Source organism: Planococcus sp. YIM B11945 (assembly GCF_050864155.1).
Classification (GTDB): Bacteria; Bacillota; Bacilli; order Bacillales_A; family Planococcaceae; genus Planococcus.
On record NZ_JBOZWR010000001.1, the window covers coordinates 512870 to 538017 of the forward strand.

A 25148-nucleotide genomic window follows, 5' to 3' on the forward strand; every position below is an offset into this window, starting at 1 on the left:
AGAATAGTTTGATTAAAACTATTCAAGTCATTTATTGTATATGCAACAAAAAGAAGTTATATTGAATTTAAAATGATTTTAAAGGACTGACCAGATGCGTACACAAAAAATCACAACCGAAGAAGATTTAAAAAAAGCATTTGCCATTCGAAAAGAAGTGTTTGTAAACGAACAAGGAGTGCCCGCAGAAGATGAATTTGACCAGTTTGACGTTTTGAATAAAGGATGTGAGCACGTTCTCGTCTATTCCGATAACCAAGCAGTTGGAACTGGCAGAATTCGCTTTGTCGATAAAGTGGGCAAACTGGAAAGAATCTGTATTCTGGAACCTTTTCGCAAATTTGGACTTGGCAAATCCGTTATCCTTGCATTAGAAGAGATTGCCGAGGAACACTGTGCCAAGCAAGTTAAATTGCACGGACAGATACAGGCTGAAGGGTTTTACCAAAAACTCAGTTACCACACGGCCTCTGCTGTTTTTTTGGAAGATGGAATTCCACATATTCTTATGATGAAAGATCTTGTTGCTAAAAGTTAATGTGATTAAGAAAAAGAAGGGAAAGATGCATAACGAGCATCTTTCCCTTCTTTAATTTTTGGAAGCAACGTTAAACTTAACATCTGACATACTTGCGTTTGAAGCCGAGTCTTCCACGGTCCAGCTCTTTTTGAATGCTTTCCGAAGCATTCAGGAAACTGCTTTTTTTCTCGTCTTTTTTGATTTCTATTGCTCCTACGGCACTTGCAGTTTCAACAGCTTTTTCGTGGAGCGGCACATAAGAAATCGCAACAGTGTAGATAAAGTTGTTCATCGCTATTTTTGTCCGCAAAGGAGCATCGTGAATATTGCGTTCTACTTGGTCTAGCATTGCGGACAGTTTGTCTTGGCTGAATTCTTCGTCTTTGCGATTGCCCAACAGCCAGCAGTAACAGCTCCAGCCAGCGGACATGCGCAAGTCTTCATTGCTTGCAATCCATTTATCAGCCAGTTCTTGGGCAAAATCAGCTTCTGCCAACGAGACCGCAACGACATAATCCGACAACATGTAAAAATACGCACCGTCTAACCAGCGTTCAAATTCTTCTTCAGTCGAAAAATCCGAAATGATGCCGGCAAAATACATGGCGTCGTAGTTTCCAGTGGCATAAAGCTCATCGGCGAGAAGCTGATTTTTCTTGATTTTTCGGGCTAACGGCTTCATTTCGCCGGTAGCTACACCGAAAACCGGCTCTTTTGCACCGTTTCGCAGGTACGTTTTTTTGATTCGCTCTTTGCCAAGCGATTCCAGTTCCTGCATGACCGTTTCTAGTTCCATTATTCTTCGCCACCTTTCTTGCTTTAAATTCTGCTTGACTAAAACTTTCATTAAAGAGAACGTATATTCGTTATTTTATCATAAATTCTAAGAAAGCGAATCGAAGTTTTAAAACTATTCTTACTTTTTCAGGGAAATTAATGAAGAATCTCTTGGATAAGGTTATATTAAGTGAAACAGCTTGCATAACTAATAGAGAGGATGATTGAGATGAAAGCTACGGTAAATTGGAATGGCGGGATGGCTTTTAGCGGAATGACAGAGTCCGGGCATAACGTCGTCCTGGATGCTGGATTGGAAAGCGGCGGTGTCGACAGCGGACCTCGCCCGACGGAAATTTTGCTGCATGCTGCGGCAGTTTGCACCGGAATGGATATCGTTTTTGTGTTGAACAAAATGCGCTTGGCAATTGATGCATTTTACATTGAAATTGATGGTCAGCGCGCAATGGACCACCCGAAGAGATTTACTGAAATCTCCATCACGTACCATATAAAAGGCGATGTACCGGAAGACAAAGTCGTCCGCGCAATCAAATTATCCCGTGACACTTATTGCTCTGTTGTCCAATCTCTCAACGCAACAATAAGTTGCAATTATGTATTAAATGAAATGCCAAGCAAACAGGTGGAGTAGGATAAAGACAGGGGGCGAAGCTATCAAAAGATCAATTTGCTTTGGCAAGAACCTTTATCAAAACGAGAGCGCGCGAGTTGGAACGGGCGTTATATGACTATGACTTTGAGCAGGGCAGCCCTGAAGCTGTTATAAACGAAATAAAAACCTATCAAAATGAAGACGGCGGATTCGGACGCGGACTCGAACCGGATTTTTGGTGCAAAGAATCCTCTGCTTTGGCTACTTCAATCGCTCTTCGCCACTTGGCAGAGGTTGGAGCATCGGTGACAGAGGAAGCGGTCAAAAATGCAATCGTTTATTTGCTGAAGACATTCGATCACGAAAAGATGAGATGGCAAATTGTGCCGAAACAAGTGGAAACGGAGCCACGGGCAGTTTGGTGGAATTACAGTGAAGATTGGGCATGGGGAAATCCCACGGCAGAAATCCTTGGGCTCCTTCATCATTTCAAGGAATTGGTGCCAAAGGATTTCTTAAAAGAGTTAACCGAATATGCCATTCGTTCTATTAACAGCCTCTCGGAATACGAGCAGCACGAATTTTTGTGTTTTATTAAATTGGAAAAATACTTGCCACTTGATGACCAGCTTTCCATTCAAGAGAAATTAAGAAGAATGGCAGTGGAAAGCGTCACGACAAATCCAGAAAAATGGGAAGGCTACTGTTTGCTTCCATTGGATGTGGCGTTTTCTCCTTCATCGAAATTTTTTGATTTGTTTGCAGAAGAAATCCCAATCAACTTGGATTTCATCATCAAAAAACAAGCCGATGTAGGCTTTTGGGATCCCACATGGACTTGGGGCCAATATGAATCGGAATGGAAAAAGGCGAAAGAACAGTGGCGCGGGATTTTAACGCTGGATTATTTAAAAGTTTTACGTGCATATGATGCAATTAACTAAAGCGAATAAAGTACTAGCAGAAGCGGAATGTCGAGCTTCTGCTTTTTTAGGGATAATACGCTCTTATATTTAGGGCGAAAGGTTATTTAACCTTTTACAAATAATAACTCCCTAGATACCACTTCCAGCACCTGTATTTTTCTTTTTATTAATTGTCCGAATCACAAATCCAGTAATCATAAAGATTATTCCAGTGAAGAAAGAAAGGTCAGAGCCCGTATTATAGTAGATGATTACTAGAACTAATCCTATCAAATAAAGACTCCATGCCAATTTCATAAACCTCTGCTCCTTTTCAAATGTTATTTAGGCTTTCGCAGCCCAGATCTCTATTTCAATTTTGATTTCAGGCCATCCCAATTCAACGAGATATCCAACCGTCATGGCCGGGTATTCATCTCCAAATAAACCTGACCACTCCGTGTACATGAAATCCCAATCGATTTTTTCTGTTGCCCAAACATTTACTTTGATAATGTTTTCTGAACTCAGTTGTTCGGATGCCAATACATTTTTTATGTTGCTGAACGTATTGGCAATCTGCTGATTGAAATTGCCAGGCAAATCTCCATGTGCATCGACGCCGATTTGGCCGGACATCACATACAACTCCGCATTTCGCGGGATTTTTGTGATGTGCGTGTAATTGCCTACTGGCGCTGGTACGCCTGCTGGATTTGTTCTTTTAATTTTTTTCGTTTCCATGAAATCACCTCGCTGAACTTAAGTGTAGGGCAAAAAGCAAATCCGCTCAATCATTTATTAAAATTTCCGTCACTTCAGCGTGCTAGCAGCAATAAAGAAAATGCTGCCACTTTCTTTTCTTGTTTCGTTATACACGTTACAATAAAAGGATAAGCAAGGGTTTATTTTACTATTATCTGTAAAATAGTGCGATAGGAATAGTTCGATATGATTTTTTATGAGTTAGGAGACCACACGAATGTTAGAGGAACAGACGAGATATTCCAGGTTGGCAAATATCACAAAAATCATCAACACCAAATTGGAATTACGCGAAGTTTTGCAGCATGTGACCAAAGCCATCTCTGAAGAAATTGTCCGGTGCAATTCGGTCGGCATTTATTTGCAACAGCCTGATGGAACGTATCGAGGGTTTGCGGGAAAACCCGAGTTCATTAATGGCGTAACCCTAGACACACAAGTAATCGACCTTGAGATCGATTTATTGGCAAAAGAAGTAAGTGAGACGCGAAAGACCATATATATATCGGATACGTCGGTGGATAACCGTCCAGATCCCCGGTCAGTGGCTGCATTTCAAATCAAATCTCTACTGGCTTTGCCAATTGCTTTTGAGCAAGAACTGTTCGGTTTAGTGTTTTTGTTTGATTACGGCACTCCGATGAACTTGACAGAATCCGAAATCCAAAGCGTGGAAGCTTATGTGAATATGGCAGCAGTGGCTATTCAAAATGCGCGGAACTTAGCGCAAAAAGAAAAGCTGTTGTATGACAAGCAATTGATGCTGAATGCTGCGAGTGATTTAACGGCTTGTTCGTCCCTAAAAGATTGTACGGACAAATGCTTCCAGTATTTAGGGGAAATCTTATCCAGCGAAGATATAGCGATGCATTTGTTGGATCCGGCAAGGAGAAAGATAAGTGAAGCAACTGCGATAAGCAAAACTAGCCGCTTGACCGACAGCACTTGGAACACCGAAATTAACAATGTATGCGGTGGAACTTACGAAGAGATGGTTCAGCAGGTGTTGAAAAATAAAACCGCCTATTGTTATCCAGAAAAAGGAGCAAAGTGGCTGTTGTTGTATCCGATGATTTCCATGGGAAATGTGCTCGGCATTATTACGATTGTGAACTTGTCGATGCAAACAAGAGGATTTGAAGATTTCCAAATCCAACAAGCGCAAGCAATTGTGGAAGCGTCTGCTCCTACGTTTTCTAATTTGATGTATTTGGATCAGCTTGAGAGCATGGTGGTTGAGCGAACAAGAGAATTAGCTTCCGCAAACGAAAAACTCACAAGTGTCATCGAAAGCATTCCCGATGGGTTCATGGCCTTCAACAAAGAATGGGAGTTCACGTTTGTCAACAGCCACCAATATTTGCCTGAAGGAAAAACACCAGACAGCGTAATGGGGAAAAACTTTTGGGTAGAATTTCCTCAGGCTATCAACACACCAATGTACAAACAGTTCCACCGGGTGATGAACGAGCGGATTCCGGTACATTTTGAACTTCTTTCGACAACTAAAGAATACTGGCACGAAGTAGTCGCGTATCCGTATGACGATGGCATTTGCTGCCTGTTCAAAAACATCACAGATAAAAAGAATTACGAAAAAGAATTGGGAAGACTGTCTAAATTAGAAATGATTGGCCAAATGGCGGCGGGCATCAGCCATGAAATCCGAAACCCGATGACAACGGTGCGCGGATTTTTGCAGTTATTGACTCAAGAAACGGATTTTGAAAAACACGCCAAATACTTTGATTTGATGATTGATGAATTGGATCGCGCCAATTCCATCATTACGGAATTTCTTTCTATGGGCAACACGCGGACATCCGAATTGCAAATGCTGGATTTGAACGCAGTTCTCCATGAAATTGCACCGTTGATCAAAGTCGATACGTTTTCACAAGGAAAGCAGATTCAAATTGTTACAGAAGACCTTCCTGAATTGTTGTTAAACCGGGATGAGATTCGCCAATTGATCATTAACCTATACCGTAATGGCCTTGAGGCGATGGAGGAAGGAAAAGTTTTGTCCATCGGTACGTATATGGAAAATGAAAATTGTGTAGTCTTAGCTATTAAAGACCAAGGCAAGGGCATTAGCCCTGAGATTTTAGAAAAACTAGGAACTCCTTTTTACACGACGAAAGATACCGGAACCGGTTTAGGCCTTGGCATCTGTTATGCAATTGCAGCCCGCCACAACGCGAAGATTGAAATTGAAACGGGATCAGCCGGAACCACGTTTTATACGAAATTCACGTTAACGAAGAAAGCCGTCATGTAGCCGTTTCAAAAGTGCTGTCATAAATTGGACATAGATAGATTGCTATACAGAGATAAAGAATGCTATACTAAACGTACAACTCAATATACTTTGACTTTCAGTCAAGGGGGAGTAGCTATAGGGAAACCTATTTCACAGTCGTCATTACATGGTTCGTAGCCATCGGTTGTGATAGCAATCAATTTTGCTTAGCGAGACCTTTGCCTTTTATTAGGCAAGGGTCTTTTTTGTTGGCAAAAATTAGGAGGAGGAAAAAGATGGACACAGCAATATTATTGGAGTATGCATGGGTTTTACTAGTACTAGTTGGTTTGGAAGGGCTATTGGCTGCGGATAACGCGGTAGTTATGGCGGTTATGGTTAAGCACTTGCCAAAAGCGCAACAGAAAAAAGCATTGTTTTACGGGTTAGCAGGGGCATTTATTTTCCGCTTCGGGGCTTTGTTCATGATCACGTTGCTCGTGAATATTTGGCAGATTCAAGCATTGGGTGCAGCTTACCTATTGTTCATCTGTTTCAAGCACATTTACGATCAGCGTAAAGGACATGGAGATGATCACGAAGAAGATGCTGAACAAAAAGAGAAAAAAGGTTCTGGCTTCTGGATGACTGTCCTTAAAATCGAACTGGCCGATATTGCATTCGCCATCGATTCTATGCTTGCAGCGGTAGCACTTGCTGTTACTTTGCCGCACTGGGACGTATTCGGATTCACAGATATTGGCGGAATCAACTCCGGGCAGTTCTTCGTAATGCTTGCCGGTGGTTTGATTGGGGTTATCATTATGCGTTTTGCAGCCCACAAATTCGTTCAGCTGTTGGAAACCTATCCGCAGCTTGAAACAGCAGCATTTGTTATTGTCGGATGGGTAGGGGTTAAGCTTCTTGTTATGACATTGTCTCACGAGAAACTTGGCGTATTGCCACATGACTTCCCGCATTCAACTCCTTGGACAATCGTCTTCTGGACCGTGCTTGTCGGAATTGTTGTAGTTGGCGCTTTGGTAGGCATTAAGAAGAAAAAAGAAAATGAAGCTTAAGGGGTAATGACCTTTTGCAAGTAATGGCAAACCCCCGGCTCGAGAAATCGAGCCGGGGGTTTTTTTGTTTAACTGATTTACTTATAAGAAAAAAATATGACCATTCAGAATCATTTAGTAAAATAAAAGATAAAATAAATTATGACATTCACTAGAGGATGAAATGAAATGAAATGGGAAGTTATTCAAGATAAAATCGATATCTTAACCCTTATGGACTTTTTCGGCGGTTTTCATGACAGCTGTTTAAAAGAACTCGTTATGTTGACCGATAGTTATATAGAAGAAGATCTTTCAATGAGCATGTCGATGGAAATGGATACCTGTGTCCGGGTATTGTTTCAAAGACAAGAAAAACCCTCTGCAATCGAGTTGGTTTTTAAAGGCGTGACCGGGCTAATCCTCATCCCTCGTCCAGCGAATTACGATTCCGTTATCCGCGGTGCTACATTGACTATGCAGGACGGATTTTTCTATTGGGCAGATACGGAAGAATGGCAATTGGAACAGCGGTTTGATGGCACCAGCAGTTGGATTTCAGCAAAAGAAATTCAATGGCGCGAAATCAGCGAATGGATGGGGGAAAAACGACGGTACGGGTTAATAGATGCTGATTAATTAAAGGTGAAAAACTCGTCTCGAGGCGAGCAACTTAGTTTGCAGGAAAATAACAGAGTGGTATACTATTTACTTGTGAAATTAAAAAATCCGTTTAGCTATTAACATGGATAAAACAATGAAAGCAGGTGGGGGCTATTCCGTCGTCCACTCAATTAGTTGAACAGCAATTTGCAAATTTGGTCCGGTCTTATCGGAAAAAACATGTCGGCAAAGGGCCGGAAAAAATAAAAGTGACGTTCCACAACAATTGGGCCATCGCCTCCATGAGTGGCAGCCTAAGCACGGTGGAACAATTTATCATCCAAAATGAAGACGGGAAGAATATGATTTGGCAGGCTCGGACCCAAATGATCAAGGAGCTGTACAATCAAATCCGACCGACTGAAATGGAAGAATTGGTAGGCGCGAAGTTTGAAAAGCTGTTTACCGATATTAACGTAGAAAACGATGAAGTGATGTCGATTTTTGTATTTGATCGGCCAATTGATTTCCCGCGAGAAAAATAAATGACAACTAGTGGCGGATTGGGATAAGGTACGCAAGTGCTATTAACTAACCACCATTCAACAGGCGAAGTCTGCCTGTTGAATGGTGGTTTTTGTTTTTTCGCAGCAATGTGGAGAAAAATTAGGAGGAAAAAAAGATGTCTTGGACTTTATTGATCATGATTGGCATAACGGCATACGCTGCCAGCGGAGGATTGATTGCTATTGAAGTGGAATACTCGTTTATCGGCGTTTTTGTCTTGGGATTAACGACCGCTTTCGGGGGAGGCACAATCCGCAATTTGCTCATTGGCGCACCGGTTTCTTCGCTCTGGGAACCTCAAACGATAGCCATCGTATTTGCGACGTTGGTGGTGATTGTTTTGCTTCCGCTGGAGTGGACGTCGCATTGGAAAAGGTGGGGGTTGTTCTTTGACTCGATTGGGCTGGCAACTTTTGCTTTGCAAGGCGCACTTGCTGTCCAGCTCATTGATGGCCACATCGGCTTGATGCTTTTAGCGGCCATGTTTACAGGCCTTGGCGGGGGAATGATTCGGGACCTTTTGGCCGGAAAACAGCCTTTAGCCTTGAAAGAAGAAATCCATGCCATATTGACCCTGTTTTGTGGCATTTATGTATGGTTGGGTTGGACGAATCCGCTTGAACTTACTTTAGCGGTCTTTCTAGTTGTTGCCATTCGCATGGCCGCGATCCACTCCGGTGTGCGGTTTCATTTACCTTATCGGTTTGCAAAAACGAAGAACTCCTTTTCTAAATCAACGGAAAAAATATAAGTCTTTTAAAGTTAAAACCTTTTCTAATACATAATTTTTAAAATAATCTAAAAACTTTGTTTACATTGCTGAAGCCTAGGTATATAATAAAAAAGAACATATGTTCTGTATCGGTTTCATCCCTTTTGCAATAACAAACCGGCAATTATTCAAGTAGTTTTCTGTCATACATAGTAGATTTACGCCGCTTTGCTTATGGAAAGAAAGGGTGAGAATTTTGAATGATGTGAAACAGATGATTAACAAGCACGAGTGGGCGATTGAAGCAAAAGGGCTGGTCAAAGTTTTTGGCAAAGACCGAGCAGTGGACGGAGTGGATTTAACAATTCCAAAAGGCACTGTTTACGGATTTCTAGGACCGAATGGAGCGGGTAAAACGACAACTATCCGCATGCTCGCCACGCTTTCAAAGCCGGATGCCGGAACGGCTAAAGTGTTCGGCCATGACCTTATCAAAGAACCGGATGCCATACGAAGCCGCATCAGCATGACTGGCCAATACGCTTCGATTGATGAAGATTTGACCGGCATGGAAAACCTTGTCATGATGTCGCGGCTGATGGGTTACGGCCGAAAAGCGGCAAAAGTGCGGGCTTCCGAATTGCTGGGCGCTTTTGGCTTGGAAGATGCAGCAAAACGCCAAGTGAGGAATTATTCTGGAGGCATGAGAAGACGCATTGATATTGCCGCGAGCATCGTGGTGACACCGGATCTGTTGTTTTTGGATGAACCTACAACCGGTTTGGATCCGAGAAGCCGCAACCAAGTATGGGATATTATTCGGGCGCTTGTCAATGAAGGAACGACGGTTCTCCTTACAACTCAATATCTGGACGAAGCGGACCAGCTGGCGGACCGGATTGCTGTGATCCATCAAGGCAAAATTATCGCAGAAGGCACGAGCAGCGATTTGAAAGCTTCTGTTGGCAGTGGAACCTTAACTATCCAGCTAGTAGAGGCTGCGGATCGGTCGAAGGGTGTCGCCATACTAGAACGGAGATTGTCTGTTGCTGTTCATTTTGCAGCTGATTCCACTTCGCTTTCCGCACAAATGAACGACCCTTCTTTAGTTGCAGACGCATTAAGCGAATTAGCGCGTGAGAAAATCGCCATCAGTGATTTTTCATTTGGCAGACCCAGTCTTGATGAAGTTTTCCTTACATTAACCGGACACAAAGCTGAACAGGACAAATCGCCTGAGGAGGAAACCCCATGACGGAATTTGTTGAGCAACGCGATGATCAAGCCAGGGAAGAGCAATTGCGCGATTCGATCGCCTCAAGCAAGCGCCCAAAACCGCCAAGCGCATTCGCATCCACCATGACTTTTGCGACAAGGGCATTATTGCGGATCAAGCACGTCCCTGAACAAATGTTTGACGTTACGGTTTTCCCAATTATTTTCTTGCTCATGTTCACGTATTTATTCGGCGGAGCCATTGCTGGTTCAACAGCTGAATATCTCCAGTTTCTGCTTCCTGGAATACTCGTCATGACGGTTGCCCAAATTACGATGTACACCGGCATTGATTTAAACAATGACATCCGCAAAGGGATTTTTGACCGCTTTCGCACGCTGCCCATTTGGCTGCCGTCTGCACTGATTGGAGCATTGCTTGTCGATGTGATCCGATACTCGATGGCATCGGTTGTGATGATCGGGCTTGGCTTTGTACTTGGTTTCCGGCCAGAAGGAGGCATAGTCGGCCTTTTCGGTGCCATTGTATTGATCTTGATTTTCTCATTCAGCTTTTCCTGGATTTGGACCGCTTTTGGACTGGTTGTCCGTTCCGAAAAATCCTTGATGATGATCAGTTTTATGGTTTTGATGCCGCTGACTTTTATCAGCAACGTCTTTGTGGCGCCGGAAACCTTGCCGAACTGGCTCCAAGGGTTCGTCGAAGTCAATCCGATTTCCATTTTGGCTACGGCAGTACGCGGCTTTATGCACGGTACGGTGACGTCGCCGCAAATTATCTGGGTGCTGATCGTGTCGTTGATCATCACCGCCATATTCGCTCCGCTGACGATTTATCTTTATCGAAACAAAAAATAAGCATGCAAAAAGGAAGAGAACGATGCTCTTCCTTTTGTCACGCTCTTAAATTTTCGAACTTTTAGTGGGAGAGAAAGTTCTTACGATGGCTGGCCGCGTTAACGAAAATACCGCACAAAGCAGCGCGATCACCGCGACGACGCTGCCGACCCAAGCGGTAGTCGTTACAGAGCCGGTTTGATTCAACACGAGACCGCCAATAGCGGATCCGAGCGCAATGCCAACTTGCAGCGCGGAATTGTTAAAGCTCTGCTGGATATCGGACGTTGCCGGATCGGTTTGAATCAAGTAGCTTTGCTGTGCCGGCGCCAGACTCCAGCTGAGCGCTGCCCATACCACCATCACGGGAATGAAGACGATCAGTGAAAACGTGGTAAACGGTACAAGGAACAGCACCACGGCGAATGCCGCGAGAACGAAAATGATGCTCTTTGGCGGCCCGATGGCGTCTGAAAGCGTACCGCCAAATGCGCCGCCGCTCACTGCAGCAATTCCGAATATCAAATAAAAGATGCTGATCCAGTTGGAGTTCAACTGAAGGTTGGTTTCCAAAAACGGCGTGAAATATGCGTAAAGCGTGTAATGGCCCGCCAGCATAAATAACGTCGCCAAATGTGCGCTGCCAATTTTCGGACTGGCCACGGCTTTTAGCTGCTGCGAAAGCGGAATGGCTTCCACACCTGGGATTTTTTCTAAAAACAACGCAATCAAAACCATAGAACCGATCGACAAAGCCGCGATGCCAAGGAAGATGACGCGCCACCCGAAAGCCTCAGTCACCAAAATTCCGATTGGCACACCGAGCACAAGCGACGAGCTGACTCCCATATACACAAGGCCTAAGGCTTTCGCTTGGTAGGCTGGCGCCACAATTTTTGCGGCAATCGTTAACGAAAGCACGACGATCAGTGCGGTGCTTGCCGCGGTCAACACCCGCGCAATCATCATAAAGGCAAAGTCCGGGCTGAAGTACGTCATGACGTTTCCAAGGAAAAAGAGGAACAGCGAAATCAAATACAATTTCTTTCGTTCGATTTTCCGGGTCATTACCAAAAGCACCGGTCCGGCTATTGCATAAATGAGGGCGAATACCGTAATTAGCTGCCCGGCAGCGCTTAACGTGATGTCTAAGTCTTGGGCAATGCTCGGCAGGATTCCGCCGACGATCAATTCCACCAAGCCTACTGCGACAACAGATAATGCTAAAATGTAAACTTTCAAGTTCATGAGTAACTACTCGTCCTTTCGTATTGTCTGCAACCAAAAAATGGCTAATGGGCCTATTCAGAAAACAATAAAAAAATCCTGATTACAAAAAACGATTTGCTCGTTTTCTGTAATCAGGATTTAACGGTTCCTGGTAGAGACCCTCTAGCCATATTCTAGAAGTTATACAGATAATCTTATTTAAATGAATTCACTCTGAAAATACTACTATACTTTCGGTGTTCATACAAGGGAAATTGCAATCTCCTGGTAGAACTAAAAAACAGCGGGGAAATGTTTCCACGCTGTTTGAGTGCTATGAATGATAAATTTGATCGGCAATTGGAATTGGTACAGGCTTGTCACACGTGCTTTCCATGGAATAAAAGACCCCATCTTTGGAAGAAGTTAAAAATCCATGCATCGCTTCAAGCACATGGAACGCAATTTGGCCATTCGCGCGGTGGGCAGTTCCGCCCGCGATGGCGTTCGCCATGTCAGCGACGCCAATGCCGCGGCCATTTTTCTGGAACTGGGAAACGAGAGGCACCTCGGTAAACTCTTCCGCACCTTTTTTGCGCAGTTTGACTGGCCCTCCAAATGTATTCGGATCTGGCACGAGCAGCGTTCCTTCACTGCCGTAAATCTCGATAGGCGGCAGGGAAGAGCCGCCGAACGCATCAAAACTGGTGGTAATGGTTCCGATTGCGCCGGAAGCAAAGTCGATGGTACCAGAAATATGAGTCTCGGTCGCCACTTGGATTTTTTCTCCTGCCAGCGGTTCGCTCGTTATCGTCCGCTCCGAGTAGCTGATGCGGGCAGATCCGCTAAGCCGGTGGATCGGCCCGAGTAATGCAATAAGAGCCGTCAGGTAATATGGGCCCATATCAAACATTGGACCGCCGCCTTGTTCGTAATAAAAAGCCGGATTCGGATGCCAATGTTCATGCCCGCGGCTGATCATAAAGGCAGAAGCGCCGATCGGCACGCCGATTTCGCCGTTTTCGATCAACTGCAAAGCGGTTTGGATGCCTGCTCCCAAAAACGTATCGGGCGCATCGCCAACCACTAAACCTTTTTCTTCGGCTTTCGCTAACACCAAACGCGCTTCTTCCAGGGAAATCGCCAACGGTTTTTCCACATAGACGTGCTTTCCGGCTTCCAACACTTGCAGGCAAACGGCCGCATGCACTTTTGGCAGCGTCAAATTGATGACGATGTCGATTTCGGAATCTCCAAGCAGTTCGTCGACGGTGCACGCTTTTGGAATGTTATAAATTTCTGCTTGCGAACGGGCCCGATCTAAATCGATGTCGGCGCATGCTGCAAGCGATAAATGGCTGAAACTTGGAATGTTCTCCATGTAAATGGAACTGATATAGCCGCAGCCAATGATGCCAATGTTCATTTGTTTCATTTATTTTCCTCCAAGCTGTTTATTGGCTATCTCCCATGCCGGTATAGATGGGGCTTTTCTGTGCGCTTTCTACGTATAGTGCTTTGCCTTCAGCTGCCCACAAAAAGCCTCTTTTCATAATGAGCGACACTTCTGGCATGGCGACAATGTTGGCGACATGGCCGAGCGAGCTGTAAAAGACCCGGCCGCTTCCCCAGCGTTTGGTCCAAACGACGGGCATATCGACGGCTTTATTCAAAGAATGCGGCCCTTCGGCGACGGGGAAGCGGGTAGTGGCCAGCACTTCCACAGCAGGATCGATGTGCAGGTAGTATTGTTCGCTGACGACGGTAAAATCATTGAGCCCCTCTAAAATCGGGCTTGAGGACTGTTTGATGTTCACTTTGTATTCCACGCCATCATTTCCGGGATGGGCGACCCAGTTGCCGCCGGTCATAAACTGCCAGTCGACGTTATTGCGGAACGAATCGCACATGCCGCCGTGGCTGCCGGCAAGTCCAACGCCGCTCGCCACTGCTTCTGAAACGTTCCAGACGTATTTTTTGTCGATTTCGCCCATCGTCCAGTTCGGTACAATCAAATCAAGCGTCTTTAATTTTTCGCTATCGGCGTAAGCATCAAGCGTATCGGCAACTTCCACTTCAAAGTTTTCTTCTTCCAGCATTCCTTTATAAATCGCGGAAACTTGTTCCGGTTCGTGGCCATCCCAACCGCCTTGGACAATCAATGCTTTTTTCTTCATAAAAACAAACACCCCTATCAAGTTAACTGCAAATCAAAGACTGGAAACGCGGACCCACTGCCGGTCAGTAATGGATAATTCAACGGCTTCCAGTACTTGCTGGCATTTGACGCCGTCAGCGAAATTCGGCACCGGCTGGCGGTCTTCTTCAATCGCTTTCAAGAATTCCAAAAAAGCATGGGTAAACGTATGTTCATAGCCAATCGGATGCCCCGCTGGCCACCAAGCATCGGAGTACGCGTGCGGAGCATCTGTCGCCAACACGCGGCGGAAGCCTTGCACGTCGCCCTGATCGTCTTCGAAATACACTTGGAGCTCGTTCATCCGCTCAAAATCAAAAACGACGCTGCCTTTGCTGCCGTTGATTTCAAAGGAATTTTTGCTGCGGTGCCCGGTCGCAAAACGTGTCGCTTCGAAACTGCCAAGCGCACCGTTTTCAAAACGTGCCATGAACAAGGTCGCATCATCTACTGTGACCGGTCCTTTTTCAGCATCGGAACTGCTCGTTCCGGACAATTCGCTCGTTTCTTCCGGCAATGGCCGTTCTTTGATAAACGTTTCGCTCATCCCCACAACTTCCGAAATATCGCCAATGAGGTAATGAGATAGGTCAATTAAATGCGCACCTAAATCTCCATGGGCGCCAGAACCGGCAATGTCTTTTTGAAGCCGCCAAGCGAGGGGAGAGGCGGGATCCACTAGCCAGTCCTGCAAAAACCAAGCGCGGAAATGATAAATCTCGCCGAGCCGGCCTTCGTCGATTAATTTCTTTGCCAGGATGACTGCAGGGGTAAAGCGGTAATTAAAGCCTACCATATGCTTGACACCAGCTTTTTCCGCTTCTTCCAACATGTCTCGGGAATCCGCCAGCGACAAAGCAAGTGGCTTCTCGCAGTAGATATGCTTGCCAGCAATGGCGGCTTCGACCGCGATGTCTTTGTGGACATTGCTCGGTGCGTTAATGTCAATCACATCAATGTCATTCCGGGCAACAAGTTCTTTCCAATCTGTTGCAAATTCCTGCCAGCCGAACTGCTTTGCCGCTTCTGCAACAGCTTCCGGATGGCGCCCGCAAATCACTTTCATGTTCGGAACCGAACTTTCCGGGAAAAACATCGGAAGCGCTCGGTACGCGTTGCTATGGGCTTTCCCCATGAATTTATAGCCAATCATGCCAACATTAACTTCTTTCATTTTTTCATCCCCTTTGTCGCTTATCTAAAATGAACACGTTTACATCGTCTCGGAATTTCATTATTCTGTCAAATTATAATGAAAGCTTTTCTGCAATTGTTCAAAAAATAAAAGGGATTTTTAGGAAAATAGAGAATTAATAGTAAAGAGAGAAGGCTAATTAATTTAAGAACATACAGCGATTGGCCGGATTTTTATAATAAAGAAAAGAAAGAGGTTCACTATGGGGATAGTATTTTTGTATATGGGCTGGTTTTTAATACCGTTACTGGCGATAATGTTTTGCATTAATTTAGTGGAGATTCTGAAAAAAATCAAAAAAGATCAGCCAACATTTATTAACACGATTTGGATGACCACATCTTTTGTATTGATAACGTGGACGATTGCGGTAATTGCGACGTTTGGGGTTTATTGAATGAAAGCAGTAGAAAGAATGGAGCAAGTACTAAAGAAGGCGCTCGGGCTTCGGACTGAAAAAAATTACGGGGAATCCAACCAATTGCTTCAACAGCTGGCAGCGGACTTTCCGGATGATCCGTTTGTTCATTATCAATGCGCCTGGAGTTATGATGTTTTGGGAAAAGAAGCGCAAGCCGTTCCTTATTATGAAAAAGCCATTCGCCTTGGCTTGCAGGGGAAAGACATGGAAGGCGCATTCATCGGTTTGGGAAGCACTTACCGCACATTGGGCAAATACCAAAAATCAAAAGAAGTCATAACCGATGCCTTGGAGATGTTTCCAGAAAATCGCGCAATGCAGGCATTCCTGGCCATGGCGCTTTACAATTTAGGGGATTTTGCCAAGGCGATGGAATTGATGCTTACGTGTTTAACGGAAACTTCCGAAGACGAAGACATAAAGGCGTACAAAAAAGCCTTGCGTTTTTATGCGGATAAATTGGATCAAGTGTGGGAATGAATGATGAACAGGAGGCGGATTTGCTGGCAAAAAGAAACAAAAAGGAAGAACAGCTATGGGCTTTCTTCCTTTTTGTTTGCTTGTATTGCTTTTCTGATCAAATTCATGTAAAGTTTGCTTTACGTAAAGCGCACTTTACATGAATGGTGGGAAGTTGGATGAAAAACAACATAAAAGATTTGCGCGAAGCGCATCAGTTGAAACAGGACGAATTAGCCAATAAATTAGGCGTTTCGCGGCAGACCGTCATTTCATTGGAAAAGGGAAGGTACAATCCCTCGATTCCGCTCGCTTTTAAACTGGCTCGCGTTTTTCATTGCAAAATCGAAGATATTTTTATTGACGAGGAGGAATCGTGATGCGGAAAATGGATAAAGGAAAGGAAAATCGATTGACTTTTTTGTTTTCCGGAATTGTTTTGATCGGCATGGCGGTATACTTGAATGCCGATTATATACTGGACGGCCAGTTTCCGCCGAGCATTCTGCTGTTGGCGGCAGGCATCAACCAACTGCTTATGAGTTATTTGTCGCCGCATTTGTTTCCACGAGATGAACGCTCAAAAGAAATTATGGGGAAAGCCATGGCGGTTAATTATTTTGTTTTGTTTTGTACCATTGTCCTTTTGTTTTTGGCGACGTCTTCATACGGAATCCCAACTTTAACCGCGGAAGAAGTTCTGATAATGCTCGCGGGAATTATGATGATCAGCATCCCTGCAACGATGGTTTATTATGCACGGGCACTTTGAAAAAAAGCGAGGAGGCATTACATTGAAAACCTGGCCAAATGAAGTTGAATTGCTTTCCTTGTTTGAAACCGAGCCAGAACTGCTTGACGTTGCCACGAAAGATCTCCCGTTTTATTATAATGAAGCTTCCTACAGCTTTTCTAACAACGATGAAAACCTTTTTGTCCAAATTTCTCCCGCTTATGGCGATGTGAAAATCCATACACATCAGCGGTCTACCAATCGTTTGCTGGCCAAACTTGACTTAAAACAAGTTGAAACGTTCGAAATCACAGCAGATGCCGAAAATGAGTCAAGCATTTTATTGACCGTGAAGGACGAAGATTATTTGCATACATACGAAATTGATTTTAAACCAAATTTCAAGCTGATCATGCAGATGCACGATCTCACATAGAAAAAAGAAGTATTGTTGGTGAAAAAATTTCATTCACCGCAATACTTCTTTAAAATACCGCTGTATTTCACCGTTTCCTTCAAAAGCTGCGGCTAAAACACGTCCAGCCGCTTTTTGAACGTTGAACTGTTCGGGAGTGGCTATCTCCCATGTAAAGCTTTTAAGGTAAATCAAATGAATGACCGGGTCTTCGGGTTTGAGATTATGTGCGGCATTGATCATACGGTTTCCCAATTCTTCTTCAGTGTCAAACAAGTAAGGAAACAATGAAATCATGTAGCCAAACAACCACAAAAATTCAGCCTCTTCGTTAAATTCAGTGAAACCGAAAGCGGTCAGCTCTTTTAATAATCGCTCTAACTCTTCAAAATGCGCTTCTTCTAAATTCGTGTCACCTAACACGCCCCATTCAGCAATCACATACCAAGACAGAAAACCAAGCCGCAGAAAAACCTTCAAGTTCAAAGGTTCTTCTTTCCACATTGCAGTCATAATATCCAATGCTGCTTTATACTTCCCAGCAGCCTCAAGCTCGTCTACTTTTGTCCATTTCCAATCCACTTGCTTCACCTCCGGTTTTATTATCGGCTTGTATTGTAACAATTCTACCAAATTGATAGACTAAAATTATTAGACAAGGGGTGAATTCATGGCTCAAATCGTAATGAAGCCTTTGGAAACAAGCTTGATCGAACAGATCAATAAAACAAACGAATCGTTTCCCATCATTGGAAAAATTGTGCCAAGTTTTATAGATGGCAACTGGTCCTACAAAGAAGAACTTTATGAAAACAAGTTGGAAACCAAATTTCCGGATGACCAGCTGGAGTGGGACGAGTATATCGACAGTGGCAAGAAAGCGATAATTTTAGCGTTTCATGAAACCGAATGTGTTGGCCAAATCCGTTTGGTGAAAGACTGGAACCGCTTTGCTTACATCGAAAACATTGCGGTCCGCAAAGATTTTCGGAAAGGCGGCATCGGTCGCATGCTGCTGGAAGCGGCTGCAGCCTGGGCGCAAGAACAAGCGCTTATCGGATTATCCTTGGAAGCGCAAAACGATAACGTGATTGCGTGCCGGTTTTACGCGAGAGAAGGCTTTGAGTTAGGCGGCGCCGATACGTTGAAGCAGCACGCGAACCCGAATATCGACATCACGCTGTACTGGTACAAGATTTTCTGAGTTAGAAGACACTAAGAAGAAGAGGCTCTGGAAGCGAGCTCTTCTTCTTTTTTAATAGGAAAAATAAAGCTATTCCATTAATGTGATTTACTGGTAAAGTAAAAGAAAGAATTAGTTGAATTTTTTATCAACTTAACAAAGGATTTGTGGACATGCCTCCTTATACACTCATTGAAAAAATTTTGTTTTTTCCGGTCCGATTTAATGCAGATCGAATCAAACAAAAGATGCACGGCAAAACCATCTTGATCACAGGGGCAAGTTCCGGAATCGGCAAAGAGTTGGCTTATCTTTTAAAGGATGCGCATGTCCAACTGATTTTGGTGGCACGAAGAGAAGACAAGCTGCAGCAAATCAAACGCGACATCGAATCTAGTGCAGCACAAGTCAGCGTTTTTCGCGCCGATTTGCGGGACGCCGAAGACATGGCGGAGCTGTTGCGGTATTTGCACCGCTTCCCGAACGGCTTAGACATCGTTGTCAGCAATGCGGGAAAATCCATCAACCGGCCGATTTACCAATCGCTTGACCGGCTTCATGACTTCACCCGGACCATGGCCATCAATTACACGGCGCCAGTTGAACTCGTTTTGTCTGTTCTGCCGTTGCTGGAAAAAAACAATGGCCACCTTGTAAACGTTTCCACCATTAATGCACTGCTTCACCCTATTCCCTACTGGGCGGCTTATCAGGCTTCCAAGGCGGCGTTTGACACGTGGTTCCGCTCGGCTTCACCGGAATGGCAGGCTAGGGGAATTTCCTCTACAACACTTTATTTTCCATTGGTCAGAACGCCGATGATCGAACCGACACTCGCATACCGGACCGCTCCGGCCATGTTGCCGGCCCACGCCGCTCGGATGATTGCCGAATCTGTGGCAGCAAAAAGAAAAACCTACAAGCCGTGGTGGCTGATCTTCGGACAGCTCGCCTCGGTGCTGTTCAGGCCTATTTTTGACATGATTTTTGCGGCTCAAGCCAAGAAAAAGGAGCGTGCATGAGGCCATGGTTCAGTTGCTGAAAGTGCTCCACAAGCTCGGGTTTTTGTCTCCGCACGGAATAAATGCGTTTTTATCCGCCATGAAACGAGACGGCATTAATTTGATGCTGCTTTTGACGATGAATAACCAGAAAAAAGGCCATCAAATTGCGTTGATTGATGGCAATAAAACTTGGACCTACAACGAGCTGCGGCTTCAAAGCGAAAAGCTCGTCACGCTGTTAACCCTCCGCTGCGAAATAGAAGAAGGGCAAAAAATCGCCTTTCTGTGTAAGAACCATTCAGGTTTGGTGCAAGCGTTGTTTGCCTTTTCGCGTCTCGGAACACAGCTCTTTTTGCTGAACCCTTCCATGAGCCGGCTGCAGTTTGATCAACTGGCAGAAGAGCATGATTTTGGCTGCGTGGTGTTTGATGAGGAATTTCGGTTTTTAGTGGAGGCATCTCCGAAGCAGCTAAAAAAGCTAACGCTTTCCCAAGTTATTGAGCAAGCGGAAACCGTGGAAATCGGCCGGCTAGAGCCGTCTTCCAAAAGCAAAATCGTTTTGCTTACGGGCGGCACAACAGGCAAGCCAAAACAAGCGGTGCATGAGCCGTCCATTTTTAATTTTCTCGCTCCGTTTTCGGCTTTACTGGAGCGCTTGCAGCTGCTCAACTCCCATACAGCCTATATCGCGACACCGATTTACCATGGCTACGGCATTGCGATATTACTCGCGTTTATGGCGTTAGGGAAAAAAGTGGTGATCCACGACAAATTCGACGAAAAAAAAGCGTGCGAATTGGTTTTTGAACACAAAGTGGACGTCATTACGGTGGTTCCGTTAATGATTCACAAAATGCTGGAAACGGATTCCGAAGCACTTGGCACGCTCACTTGCATCGCGTCTGGAGGAGCTAAGCTGAGCGAAAGGTTAGTCGAAAACGTCCAGAACCGTCTGGGGGATGTCTTGTACAACTTGTATGGCACCTCCGAAACCGGGCTTAACTTGATTGCGACGCCGACTGACCTCGCTGTGAATGCTAACACGGTGGGCAAACCGGTTATAGGCGGGCGTTTTGCCGTCATGCAGGAAGGAGCCGAGGTGAATATTGGCAAAATCGGCCACTTTTGTATTCAAAACAAGTGGTCCATGAAAAATGAGAAAAATGGGTTGATTGATACCGGCGATCTGGGGTACCGCGACAAACAAGGTCGTTATTTTTTATCCGGTAGGGCGGATGATTTGGTCATTTCAGCAGGCATGAACATTTATCCGAACGATATCGAAACGGTTCTTGCTGCGCATGCTGCAATTGAGGATGCGACGGTGATCGGGGTTGATTGCAAGCATTACGGGCAGACGGTAAAAGCGTTTGTCCAGTTGCGTCCGGATAAAAGCATCAGCCAGTTCGAACTGAGGGAATGGCTGTCGACCAAACTGGCGAAATACCAAATGCCGAAAGACATTGTCTTTATGGAACACCTGCCGTATACCGCACTCGGCAAATTGGATAAAAAACAATTGAAATAGCTAAGGGGTGAAACCAGTGAGTTTAGCAAGTTACATCGGGTGCAACCGCAAAATTCCGTTAAGCCCGGAAGGTTCAGAGGAGCTGATCGTGATCGGCCATTGTTTTTCCGATAAGTTCAATAGGCGGAATGTGCAAAAATACCAGTTTTCAACGCCGTACATCTACGAAGTTTCGAGTGATTGGGGCATTGCAATTTCTGATGAGTTGAATAAAGACTCGAACCGGGAAGCGAAAGAAAAATTGATTAAACTTTGTGAAATAATGGATGCCTATTTGGATGAAGGGGATTTTTTTGAACTATACAGCTGCTGGGTAGGCGAAGAACAAGACAAGCGGACGGGTGAAATGACGCTGCAGATTGGACGGATAGATTTAGACACCATCGAATTGCCGGAGAAAACCTTGGCCCGAATCGAAAAGTAGGAGGGAGGGCAATGAAGAAATACGCGGTGTTATGCGGCGGGCTTGGCATTTTGGCCCTTGCTTTCTTCAGTTTGTATATGGGCTACGCTCCTAAAACAGGGCCACTTAATGGCCCAAATGACAAGTTGCTTTGGTTTAATTTAGCAGTGCAACTGTTTTCCGGCATCTGTTTCACTGCTCTTGCAGGTTTGATGTTTTATAAAGAGAAGGATGCAAAATAAAAAGATTGTCTCTCCAGGATCAAGCAACGGGGAGGCAATCTTTAGTTGAAATTAAAACGCTGAAGTCCAGCCAGCATCCGCCGTAATAACGGTGCCGTTGACAAAACTCGACTCATCCGATGCCAAGAACAGGGCAACTTGCGCTATTTCTTCTGGCTGGCCGATGCGCGGCATTACGCCTTGCACCGCTTGCAGGCGGCTCGCGCCGAATTGGCTCACGTTTGCCATGGTAGACGCGATATTCGTAGCCACTCCGCCTGGCGCGATGGCATTGCAGCGGATGCCTTCGTTTGCGTACATAAAACCGGTGTTTTTCGTCAAGCCGACTACTGCGTGCTTAGATGCGCCATAAGCTGCACCGGCATGCGCGCCGTTCAAGCCGCCAGTAGAAGCTGTGTTGACGATGACGCCTTTGCCTTTTTCAAGGAAAATCGGCAAGGTTTTGCGAGTCGCACGCATGACGCTTTTCGTATTAATATCAAAAATACGATCCCATTTCTCGTCCGTAATCTCGCCAACCGGTTCAAAGCTGTCCATGATGCCGGCGTTATTCACGAGGATATCCAGTGTTCCGTACGCGCTTACCGCTGTGTCGATCATTGTGTCGATGTCTTCTTGCGTCGCCACGTTTACTTTAACCGCTTTCGCCGTACCGCCGTTTGCTTTGATGCCTTTAACAACCGCTTCCGCTCCGTCATAATTCAAGTCGGCCACAATGACTTTTGCGCCTTCCGCTGCATACAGCTCAGCAATCGCCTTGCCCATTCCTGATGCTGCACCTGTAACAACCGCAACTTTACTTTGTAACTTCATCAATAAAACCTCCTCTAGTTAATGAACACTTGTACAATAAAAGTATATTCCTATTCAATAATGGCTTACAATAAGCAAATAAAGTAGAAACGTACGTTATCATACAAATTTTGAAAATTTGTTCAATAGGAAGTGGATTAATTTGAAAGAAACGGATTTACGGGTTGTTAAGACCAAAGAGGCATTGAAAGAAGCCATGGTGGAGCTATTAAAAGAAAAAACATTGAAATCCATTTCCATTACGGAAGTCTGCCGGAAGGCCAAAGTAAATCGCGGAACGTTTTATTCGCATTATGGGCAAGTAGAAGATTTGTTCGAGGATTATTTTAAAGACATCATGAAAGATTTGACCGACTCTTATTTAGAGCCATACAAACATGTCCCGAAACTCGAGACAAAACAGTTGAATCCGGCGACCATCCGCATTTTTCATCACATCGCCAACTACGAGCAATTTTACAACATCGTCTTTTCCCATGCGGCACCAATGTCCTATTACTATTTGCTGTTTGATCACATTCAGCAGTTGATGGAAAACGACTTTGGTCTTCGCCATGTAGCGGGTGAAGATATGAACATGATCAGCGCCTATCAGGCAAACGCCATCATTGGCCTTGCCATCGAATGGCATCGCCAAAACTTCCGCCAAACAGCCAATGAAATGAATGAAATACTGGTGCGGCTGCTGAAGTACATGATGGCGTAAGTTTTTATGATATGTTCATTCATGAGAGCAAGAAAATTCTTGCGTACAGCGGACAATACGCACGTTCGGCAGAATTTATGCACGCTCACAGAAAAATATGCATGCTCAGCGATACTTACGCGCGTTCACGAAAAAATACGCACGCTCAGCAAATCTTATGCACGCTCACGAAAAAATACGCACGTTCAACGAATCTTATGCACGTTCAAAAAAATACATACGCATAAAAAAATCAGCGTTTCCAATCTAAAACTTTATGTTGCCAAGAAAGCTTAAAGCAAACATTCAATCACATGGCGGATTATGCTTTCATTTCATAAGCGCAACAACTCAAAACCTTAGCATTTGCACCAATCTTGTATGCTTGAAGTGTAAGCAAATCTATTGAAAGAGGTGGAGTTCTAATGTGTGCGATGCAAGTGGTTCCGTATGTCATGGTTCATGATGGCCCGGGTTTTATTGCGTTTCTGGAAAAAGCATTTCAAGCGGAAGTGGGTACGATTGCCAACAGCCAAAACGGCCAAAAGATTATTCACGGGGAAGTGAAAATCGGCGACAGCCTCATATACTTTGCGGATGGAACCGATGAAGAAAAAAGCGAGACAAAAGAAGAAGAGCGAAACGAGAGCGGGCACCAGATGCAAAAAGAACCTGCGAATATCCATCTGTTTGTTTTTGTCAGCGATGTGCCGGAAGTGATAAAAAGAGCAGAAAACGCAGGCGGCACTTCGGTTATGCCGCTCATGGAAAACGCTGACGGCCAGATGGGCGGTTTTGTCGACCCGTTCAATAATCTGTGGTGGGTTCAAACGAGAGCCTAAAGTTGAAGCCTTAAATCATACACGCAGAAAAGTGTATGGTTTAAGGCTTCTTTTTTATTATCAGAGTTTTGCTTTTTTCTTCGGCTTCGGCGACAACAAAGCGCTTGCGCCAACAGCTAAAACGAGCGCAGCCGCCAAAATTGGCAAGCGGCTTTTTTCCTTTGAAGCAGCAGGATGCTCAACCGTCGGCTTTAAAACTTCTTCCACCGGTTCTTCGATCACTAGTGTATCCACGTCTTCTGGTTCGGGTGGTTCTTCGCCATAAACGGCTTCCAGCAGGCGTTCTTTTATTCCGCTAGGAACTTGTTTCTGGTCCGAAAGATAAGGGAGGTCCTCGGTTAACGCATGCCAATCGGCCAGTTCACTTTGGCAGATGGAGCAGGTGGCCAGATGTTGTTCAAATGCGGCCATTTCGTTTGCCGGGAGGTGGGCGTTCAAATAATCCACAAGATTGCCGCTTACTTTCGCATGCAGTTTTTCCTGCCCTCTGTTGATTTGGGGCTTTAACTGCTGCAATGCTAAGCGGATTTGATTGTTGACCGTTTTTTGCGGCATGCTTAAGCGTTTTGCGATAGAATATTGAGAAAGCCCATCAAAATAAAACCACTGGACCAGCGTTTTTTGTTTGTCAGTCAAGAAACTGAAGGCATGATGAACCGAATCTCTTTTTTCTTGCCACCTCAAGGCTTCAACTGCCAGCGGTTCGTCGATGGCAGACGCGTTTAAGTGTTGAAGCGAACTCTTTCGCGTCATTAACAGCAGCCAAGAAGACAAAGAGTTCTGATCAGCTATGTAGGTGCGGCTCAAGTTTTTGAACACGTCTTGTACGATGGTTTCGGCAGCAATCGCTTCGTGTGTTAAGCGGTGCGCGAAGGAATAGACCAATGGCCCGAATGCATCGAATTGGGCTGCGAGTGTTTCGCGGTCGTGTGTGAATGGTTGAATGGTTCTAGACATCTTTTGCCTCCTAGATAGTATTCT

The 25148-nt window shown here is 44.8% G+C and carries 32 protein-coding genes, 2 pseudogenes and 1 riboswitch; of the genes and pseudogenes, 24 read left to right on the forward strand and 10 right to left on the reverse strand.

The window, feature by feature from the left end; genetic code table 11:
- Positions 1–94 precede the first annotated feature (94 nt).
- On the forward strand, positions 95–538 hold the full coding sequence (locus tag ACRRQV_RS02655) for a GNAT family N-acetyltransferase (RefSeq protein ID WP_432527348.1): 444 nt from the start codon (positions 95–97) through the stop codon (positions 536–538).
- A 76-nt stretch (positions 539–614) separates the two neighbouring features.
- Here ACRRQV_RS02655 and ACRRQV_RS02660 read toward each other — a convergent pair whose 3' ends face one another.
- Complete coding sequence (locus ACRRQV_RS02660; protein WP_432527350.1) at positions 615–1316, reverse strand: DNA alkylation repair protein; 702 nt, start codon at positions 1314–1316, stop codon at positions 615–617.
- 210 nt (positions 1317–1526) lie between these two features.
- Between ACRRQV_RS02660 and ACRRQV_RS02665 the strand changes: the two genes are divergently transcribed.
- Positions 1527–1952 carry an OsmC family protein gene (locus tag ACRRQV_RS02665; protein WP_432527352.1) on the forward strand — a complete coding sequence of 142 codons (426 nt, stop codon included), beginning with the start codon at positions 1527–1529 and terminating at the stop codon, positions 1950–1952.
- Between the two features lie 41 nt (positions 1953–1993).
- Positions 1994–2857: a hypothetical protein gene (locus ACRRQV_RS02670; RefSeq protein WP_432527354.1), complete on the forward strand. Its 864-nt coding sequence runs from the start codon at positions 1994–1996 to the stop codon at positions 2855–2857.
- A gap of 111 nt (positions 2858–2968) precedes the next feature.
- On the opposite strand, the gene ACRRQV_RS02675 is transcribed toward ACRRQV_RS02670, so the two are convergent.
- The gene (locus ACRRQV_RS02675) at positions 2969–3136 is read right to left on the reverse strand and encodes a hypothetical protein (RefSeq protein WP_432527356.1); all 168 of its coding nucleotides are present in this window, start codon (positions 3134–3136) and stop codon (positions 2969–2971) included.
- 27 nt (positions 3137–3163) lie between these two features.
- Positions 3164–3562, reverse strand: coding sequence for a RidA family protein (locus tag ACRRQV_RS02680; RefSeq protein WP_432527358.1), 399 nt, complete (start codon positions 3560–3562; stop codon positions 3164–3166).
- A gap of 238 nt (positions 3563–3800) precedes the next feature.
- On the opposite strand from ACRRQV_RS02680, the pseudogene ACRRQV_RS02685 reads away from it, so the two are divergent.
- From ACRRQV_RS02685 to ACRRQV_RS02720, 8 genes and pseudogenes are all read left to right on the forward strand, one after another.
- A pseudogene (locus tag ACRRQV_RS02685) lies at positions 3801–4470 on the forward strand (GAF domain-containing protein); the annotation flags it as partial.
- Between the two features lie 161 nt (positions 4471–4631).
- Positions 4632–5864: pseudogene (locus ACRRQV_RS02690) on the forward strand (two-component system sensor histidine kinase NtrB); the annotation flags it as partial.
- A gap of 257 nt (positions 5865–6121) precedes the next feature.
- Entirely contained in the window at positions 6122–6904 is a 783-nt protein-coding gene (locus ACRRQV_RS02695) for a TerC family protein (protein ID WP_432527360.1), read from the forward strand.
- Positions 6905–7072: 168 nt separating this feature from the next.
- On the forward strand, positions 7073–7522 hold the full coding sequence (locus ACRRQV_RS02700) for a hypothetical protein (protein WP_432527362.1): 450 nt from the start codon (positions 7073–7075) through the stop codon (positions 7520–7522).
- Positions 7523–7650: 128 nt separating this feature from the next.
- Positions 7651–8031 (forward strand): DUF2294 domain-containing protein, encoded by a 381-nt coding sequence (locus tag ACRRQV_RS02705; RefSeq protein WP_432527364.1) that lies wholly within the window; start codon positions 7651–7653, stop codon positions 8029–8031.
- Between the two features lie 137 nt (positions 8032–8168).
- Positions 8169–8804 (forward strand): trimeric intracellular cation channel family protein, encoded by a 636-nt coding sequence (locus ACRRQV_RS02710; RefSeq protein WP_432527366.1) that lies wholly within the window; start codon positions 8169–8171, stop codon positions 8802–8804.
- Between the two features lie 235 nt (positions 8805–9039).
- On the forward strand, positions 9040–10020 hold the full coding sequence (locus ACRRQV_RS02715; RefSeq protein WP_432527368.1) for an ATP-binding cassette domain-containing protein: 981 nt from the start codon (positions 9040–9042) through the stop codon (positions 10018–10020).
- Entirely contained in the window at positions 10017–10859 is an 843-nt protein-coding gene (locus tag ACRRQV_RS02720; protein ID WP_432527370.1) for an ABC transporter permease, read from the forward strand. The genes ACRRQV_RS02715 and ACRRQV_RS02720 overlap by 4 nt, the downstream gene beginning before the upstream one ends.
- A gap of 45 nt (positions 10860–10904) precedes the next feature.
- On the opposite strand, the gene ACRRQV_RS02725 is transcribed toward ACRRQV_RS02720, so the two are convergent.
- From ACRRQV_RS02725 to ACRRQV_RS02740, 4 genes are all read right to left on the reverse strand, one after another.
- A complete protein-coding gene (locus ACRRQV_RS02725) occupies positions 10905–12086 on the reverse strand; it encodes an MFS transporter (protein ID WP_432527372.1) in 1182 nt (393 codons plus the stop codon).
- A 90-nt stretch (positions 12087–12176) separates the two neighbouring features.
- A riboswitch (purine riboswitch) is annotated at positions 12177–12276 on the reverse strand.
- A gap of 105 nt (positions 12277–12381) precedes the next feature.
- Entirely contained in the window at positions 12382–13482 is a 1101-nt protein-coding gene (locus ACRRQV_RS02730) for a Gfo/Idh/MocA family protein (protein ID WP_432527374.1), read from the reverse strand.
- 19 nt (positions 13483–13501) lie between these two features.
- The gene (locus ACRRQV_RS02735; protein WP_432527376.1) at positions 13502–14224 is read right to left on the reverse strand and encodes a ThuA domain-containing protein; all 723 of its coding nucleotides are present in this window, start codon (positions 14222–14224) and stop codon (positions 13502–13504) included.
- Between the two features lie 33 nt (positions 14225–14257).
- On the reverse strand, positions 14258–15418 hold the full coding sequence (locus ACRRQV_RS02740) for a Gfo/Idh/MocA family protein (RefSeq protein ID WP_432527378.1): 1161 nt from the start codon (positions 15416–15418) through the stop codon (positions 14258–14260).
- Between the two features lie 223 nt (positions 15419–15641).
- On the opposite strand from ACRRQV_RS02740, the gene ACRRQV_RS02745 reads away from it, so the two are divergent.
- From ACRRQV_RS02745 to ACRRQV_RS02770, 6 genes are read left to right on the forward strand one after another with little or no spacing between them, the layout of a single operon-like run.
- Complete coding sequence (locus tag ACRRQV_RS02745) at positions 15642–15836, forward strand: hypothetical protein (protein WP_432527380.1); 195 nt, start codon at positions 15642–15644, stop codon at positions 15834–15836.
- Positions 15837–16340, forward strand: a complete 504-nt coding sequence (locus ACRRQV_RS02750) for a tetratricopeptide repeat protein (RefSeq protein WP_432527382.1) — start codon at positions 15837–15839, stop codon at positions 16338–16340.
- On the forward strand, positions 16337–16483 hold the full coding sequence (locus ACRRQV_RS02755) for a hypothetical protein (RefSeq protein ID WP_432527384.1): 147 nt from the start codon (positions 16337–16339) through the stop codon (positions 16481–16483). The genes ACRRQV_RS02750 and ACRRQV_RS02755 overlap by 4 nt, the downstream gene beginning before the upstream one ends.
- Positions 16484–16498: 15 nt before the next feature.
- A complete protein-coding gene (locus ACRRQV_RS02760; RefSeq protein ID WP_432527386.1) occupies positions 16499–16699 on the forward strand; it encodes a helix-turn-helix transcriptional regulator in 201 nt (66 codons plus the stop codon).
- A complete protein-coding gene (locus tag ACRRQV_RS02765) occupies positions 16699–17091 on the forward strand; it encodes a hypothetical protein (protein WP_432527388.1) in 393 nt (130 codons plus the stop codon). Before ACRRQV_RS02760 ends, ACRRQV_RS02765 begins: the two co-directional genes overlap by 1 nt.
- Positions 17092–17113: 22 nt before the next feature.
- Positions 17114–17488 (forward strand): hypothetical protein, encoded by a 375-nt coding sequence (locus tag ACRRQV_RS02770; RefSeq protein ID WP_432527390.1) that lies wholly within the window; start codon positions 17114–17116, stop codon positions 17486–17488.
- A 33-nt stretch (positions 17489–17521) separates the two neighbouring features.
- Here the strand turns inward: ACRRQV_RS02770 and ACRRQV_RS02775 are convergent, their stop codons facing one another.
- Positions 17522–18049, reverse strand: a complete 528-nt coding sequence (locus tag ACRRQV_RS02775; protein WP_432527392.1) for a hypothetical protein — start codon at positions 18047–18049, stop codon at positions 17522–17524.
- 88 nt (positions 18050–18137) lie between these two features.
- Here ACRRQV_RS02775 and ACRRQV_RS02780 point away from each other — a divergent pair, with 88 nt between their 5' ends.
- From ACRRQV_RS02780 to ACRRQV_RS02800, 5 genes are all read left to right on the forward strand, one after another.
- Positions 18138–18671, forward strand: coding sequence for a GNAT family N-acetyltransferase (locus ACRRQV_RS02780; protein ID WP_432527394.1), 534 nt, complete (start codon positions 18138–18140; stop codon positions 18669–18671).
- Between the two features lie 152 nt (positions 18672–18823).
- Positions 18824–19672, forward strand: a complete 849-nt coding sequence (locus ACRRQV_RS02785; protein WP_432527396.1) for an SDR family NAD(P)-dependent oxidoreductase — start codon at positions 18824–18826, stop codon at positions 19670–19672.
- A gap of 4 nt (positions 19673–19676) precedes the next feature.
- Positions 19677–21182 (forward strand): AMP-binding protein, encoded by a 1506-nt coding sequence (locus ACRRQV_RS02790; RefSeq protein WP_432527398.1) that lies wholly within the window; start codon positions 19677–19679, stop codon positions 21180–21182.
- 16 nt (positions 21183–21198) lie between these two features.
- Positions 21199–21606: a hypothetical protein gene (locus ACRRQV_RS02795; protein WP_432527400.1), complete on the forward strand. Its 408-nt coding sequence runs from the start codon at positions 21199–21201 to the stop codon at positions 21604–21606.
- 11 nt (positions 21607–21617) lie between these two features.
- Complete coding sequence (locus tag ACRRQV_RS02800) at positions 21618–21827, forward strand: hypothetical protein (RefSeq protein ID WP_432527403.1); 210 nt, start codon at positions 21618–21620, stop codon at positions 21825–21827.
- 51 nt (positions 21828–21878) lie between these two features.
- Here the strand turns inward: ACRRQV_RS02800 and ACRRQV_RS02805 are convergent, their stop codons facing one another.
- Positions 21879–22640 (reverse strand): SDR family oxidoreductase, encoded by a 762-nt coding sequence (locus ACRRQV_RS02805; RefSeq protein WP_432527405.1) that lies wholly within the window; start codon positions 22638–22640, stop codon positions 21879–21881.
- A 142-nt stretch (positions 22641–22782) separates the two neighbouring features.
- Here ACRRQV_RS02805 and ACRRQV_RS02810 point away from each other — a divergent pair, with 142 nt between their 5' ends.
- Both ACRRQV_RS02810 and ACRRQV_RS02815 read left to right on the forward strand, forming a co-directional pair.
- Positions 22783–23346: a TetR/AcrR family transcriptional regulator gene (locus tag ACRRQV_RS02810; RefSeq protein ID WP_432527408.1), complete on the forward strand. Its 564-nt coding sequence runs from the start codon at positions 22783–22785 to the stop codon at positions 23344–23346.
- Between the two features lie 404 nt (positions 23347–23750).
- Positions 23751–24167, forward strand: a complete 417-nt coding sequence (locus tag ACRRQV_RS02815) for a VOC family protein (protein ID WP_432527410.1) — start codon at positions 23751–23753, stop codon at positions 24165–24167.
- Positions 24168–24227: 60 nt separating this feature from the next.
- Here ACRRQV_RS02815 and ACRRQV_RS02820 read toward each other — a convergent pair whose 3' ends face one another.
- Positions 24228–25124, reverse strand: coding sequence for a sigma-70 family RNA polymerase sigma factor (locus ACRRQV_RS02820; protein WP_432527412.1), 897 nt, complete (start codon positions 25122–25124; stop codon positions 24228–24230).
- Positions 25125–25148 lie beyond the last annotated feature (24 nt).

Coding starts and splice junctions, on each gene's coding strand:
- ACRRQV_RS02655 (WP_432527348.1), top strand. CDS start 95: ATGCGTACACAAAAAATCACAACCGAAGAAGATTTAAAAAAAGCATTT.
- ACRRQV_RS02660 (WP_432527350.1), bottom strand. CDS start 1,316: ATGGAACTAGAAACGGTCATGCAGGAACTGGAATCGCTTGGCAAAGAG.
- ACRRQV_RS02665 (WP_432527352.1), top strand. CDS start 1,527: ATGAAAGCTACGGTAAATTGGAATGGCGGGATGGCTTTTAGCGGAATG.
- ACRRQV_RS02675 (WP_432527356.1), bottom strand. CDS start 3,136: ATGAAATTGGCATGGAGTCTTTATTTGATAGGATTAGTTCTAGTAATC.
- ACRRQV_RS02680 (WP_432527358.1), bottom strand. CDS start 3,562: ATGGAAACGAAAAAAATTAAAAGAACAAATCCAGCAGGCGTACCAGCG.
- ACRRQV_RS02695 (WP_432527360.1), top strand. CDS start 6,122: ATGGACACAGCAATATTATTGGAGTATGCATGGGTTTTACTAGTACTA.
- ACRRQV_RS02700 (WP_432527362.1), top strand. CDS start 7,073: ATGAAATGGGAAGTTATTCAAGATAAAATCGATATCTTAACCCTTATG.
- ACRRQV_RS02710 (WP_432527366.1), top strand. CDS start 8,169: ATGTCTTGGACTTTATTGATCATGATTGGCATAACGGCATACGCTGCC.
- ACRRQV_RS02715 (WP_432527368.1), top strand. CDS start 9,040: ATGATTAACAAGCACGAGTGGGCGATTGAAGCAAAAGGGCTGGTCAAA.
- ACRRQV_RS02720 (WP_432527370.1), top strand. CDS start 10,017: ATGACGGAATTTGTTGAGCAACGCGATGATCAAGCCAGGGAAGAGCAA.
- ACRRQV_RS02725 (WP_432527372.1), bottom strand. CDS start 12,086: ATGAACTTGAAAGTTTACATTTTAGCATTATCTGTTGTCGCAGTAGGC.
- ACRRQV_RS02730 (WP_432527374.1), bottom strand. CDS start 13,482: ATGAAACAAATGAACATTGGCATCATTGGCTGCGGCTATATCAGTTCC.
- ACRRQV_RS02735 (WP_432527376.1), bottom strand. CDS start 14,224: ATGAAGAAAAAAGCATTGATTGTCCAAGGCGGTTGGGATGGCCACGAA.
- ACRRQV_RS02740 (WP_432527378.1), bottom strand. CDS start 15,418: ATGAAAGAAGTTAATGTTGGCATGATTGGCTATAAATTCATGGGGAAA.
- ACRRQV_RS02745 (WP_432527380.1), top strand. CDS start 15,642: ATGGGGATAGTATTTTTGTATATGGGCTGGTTTTTAATACCGTTACTG.
- ACRRQV_RS02750 (WP_432527382.1), top strand. CDS start 15,837: ATGAAAGCAGTAGAAAGAATGGAGCAAGTACTAAAGAAGGCGCTCGGG.
- ACRRQV_RS02755 (WP_432527384.1), top strand. CDS start 16,337: ATGAATGATGAACAGGAGGCGGATTTGCTGGCAAAAAGAAACAAAAAG.
- ACRRQV_RS02760 (WP_432527386.1), top strand. CDS start 16,499: ATGAAAAACAACATAAAAGATTTGCGCGAAGCGCATCAGTTGAAACAG.
- ACRRQV_RS02765 (WP_432527388.1), top strand. CDS start 16,699: ATGCGGAAAATGGATAAAGGAAAGGAAAATCGATTGACTTTTTTGTTT.
- ACRRQV_RS02780 (WP_432527394.1), top strand. CDS start 18,138: ATGGCTCAAATCGTAATGAAGCCTTTGGAAACAAGCTTGATCGAACAG.
- ACRRQV_RS02785 (WP_432527396.1), top strand. CDS start 18,824: ATGCCTCCTTATACACTCATTGAAAAAATTTTGTTTTTTCCGGTCCGA.
- ACRRQV_RS02790 (WP_432527398.1), top strand. CDS start 19,677: ATGGTTCAGTTGCTGAAAGTGCTCCACAAGCTCGGGTTTTTGTCTCCG.
- ACRRQV_RS02800 (WP_432527403.1), top strand. CDS start 21,618: ATGAAGAAATACGCGGTGTTATGCGGCGGGCTTGGCATTTTGGCCCTT.
- ACRRQV_RS02805 (WP_432527405.1), bottom strand. CDS start 22,640: ATGAAGTTACAAAGTAAAGTTGCGGTTGTTACAGGTGCAGCATCAGGA.
- ACRRQV_RS02815 (WP_432527410.1), top strand. CDS start 23,751: ATGTGTGCGATGCAAGTGGTTCCGTATGTCATGGTTCATGATGGCCCG.
- ACRRQV_RS02820 (WP_432527412.1), bottom strand. CDS start 25,124: ATGTCTAGAACCATTCAACCATTCACACACGACCGCGAAACACTCGCA.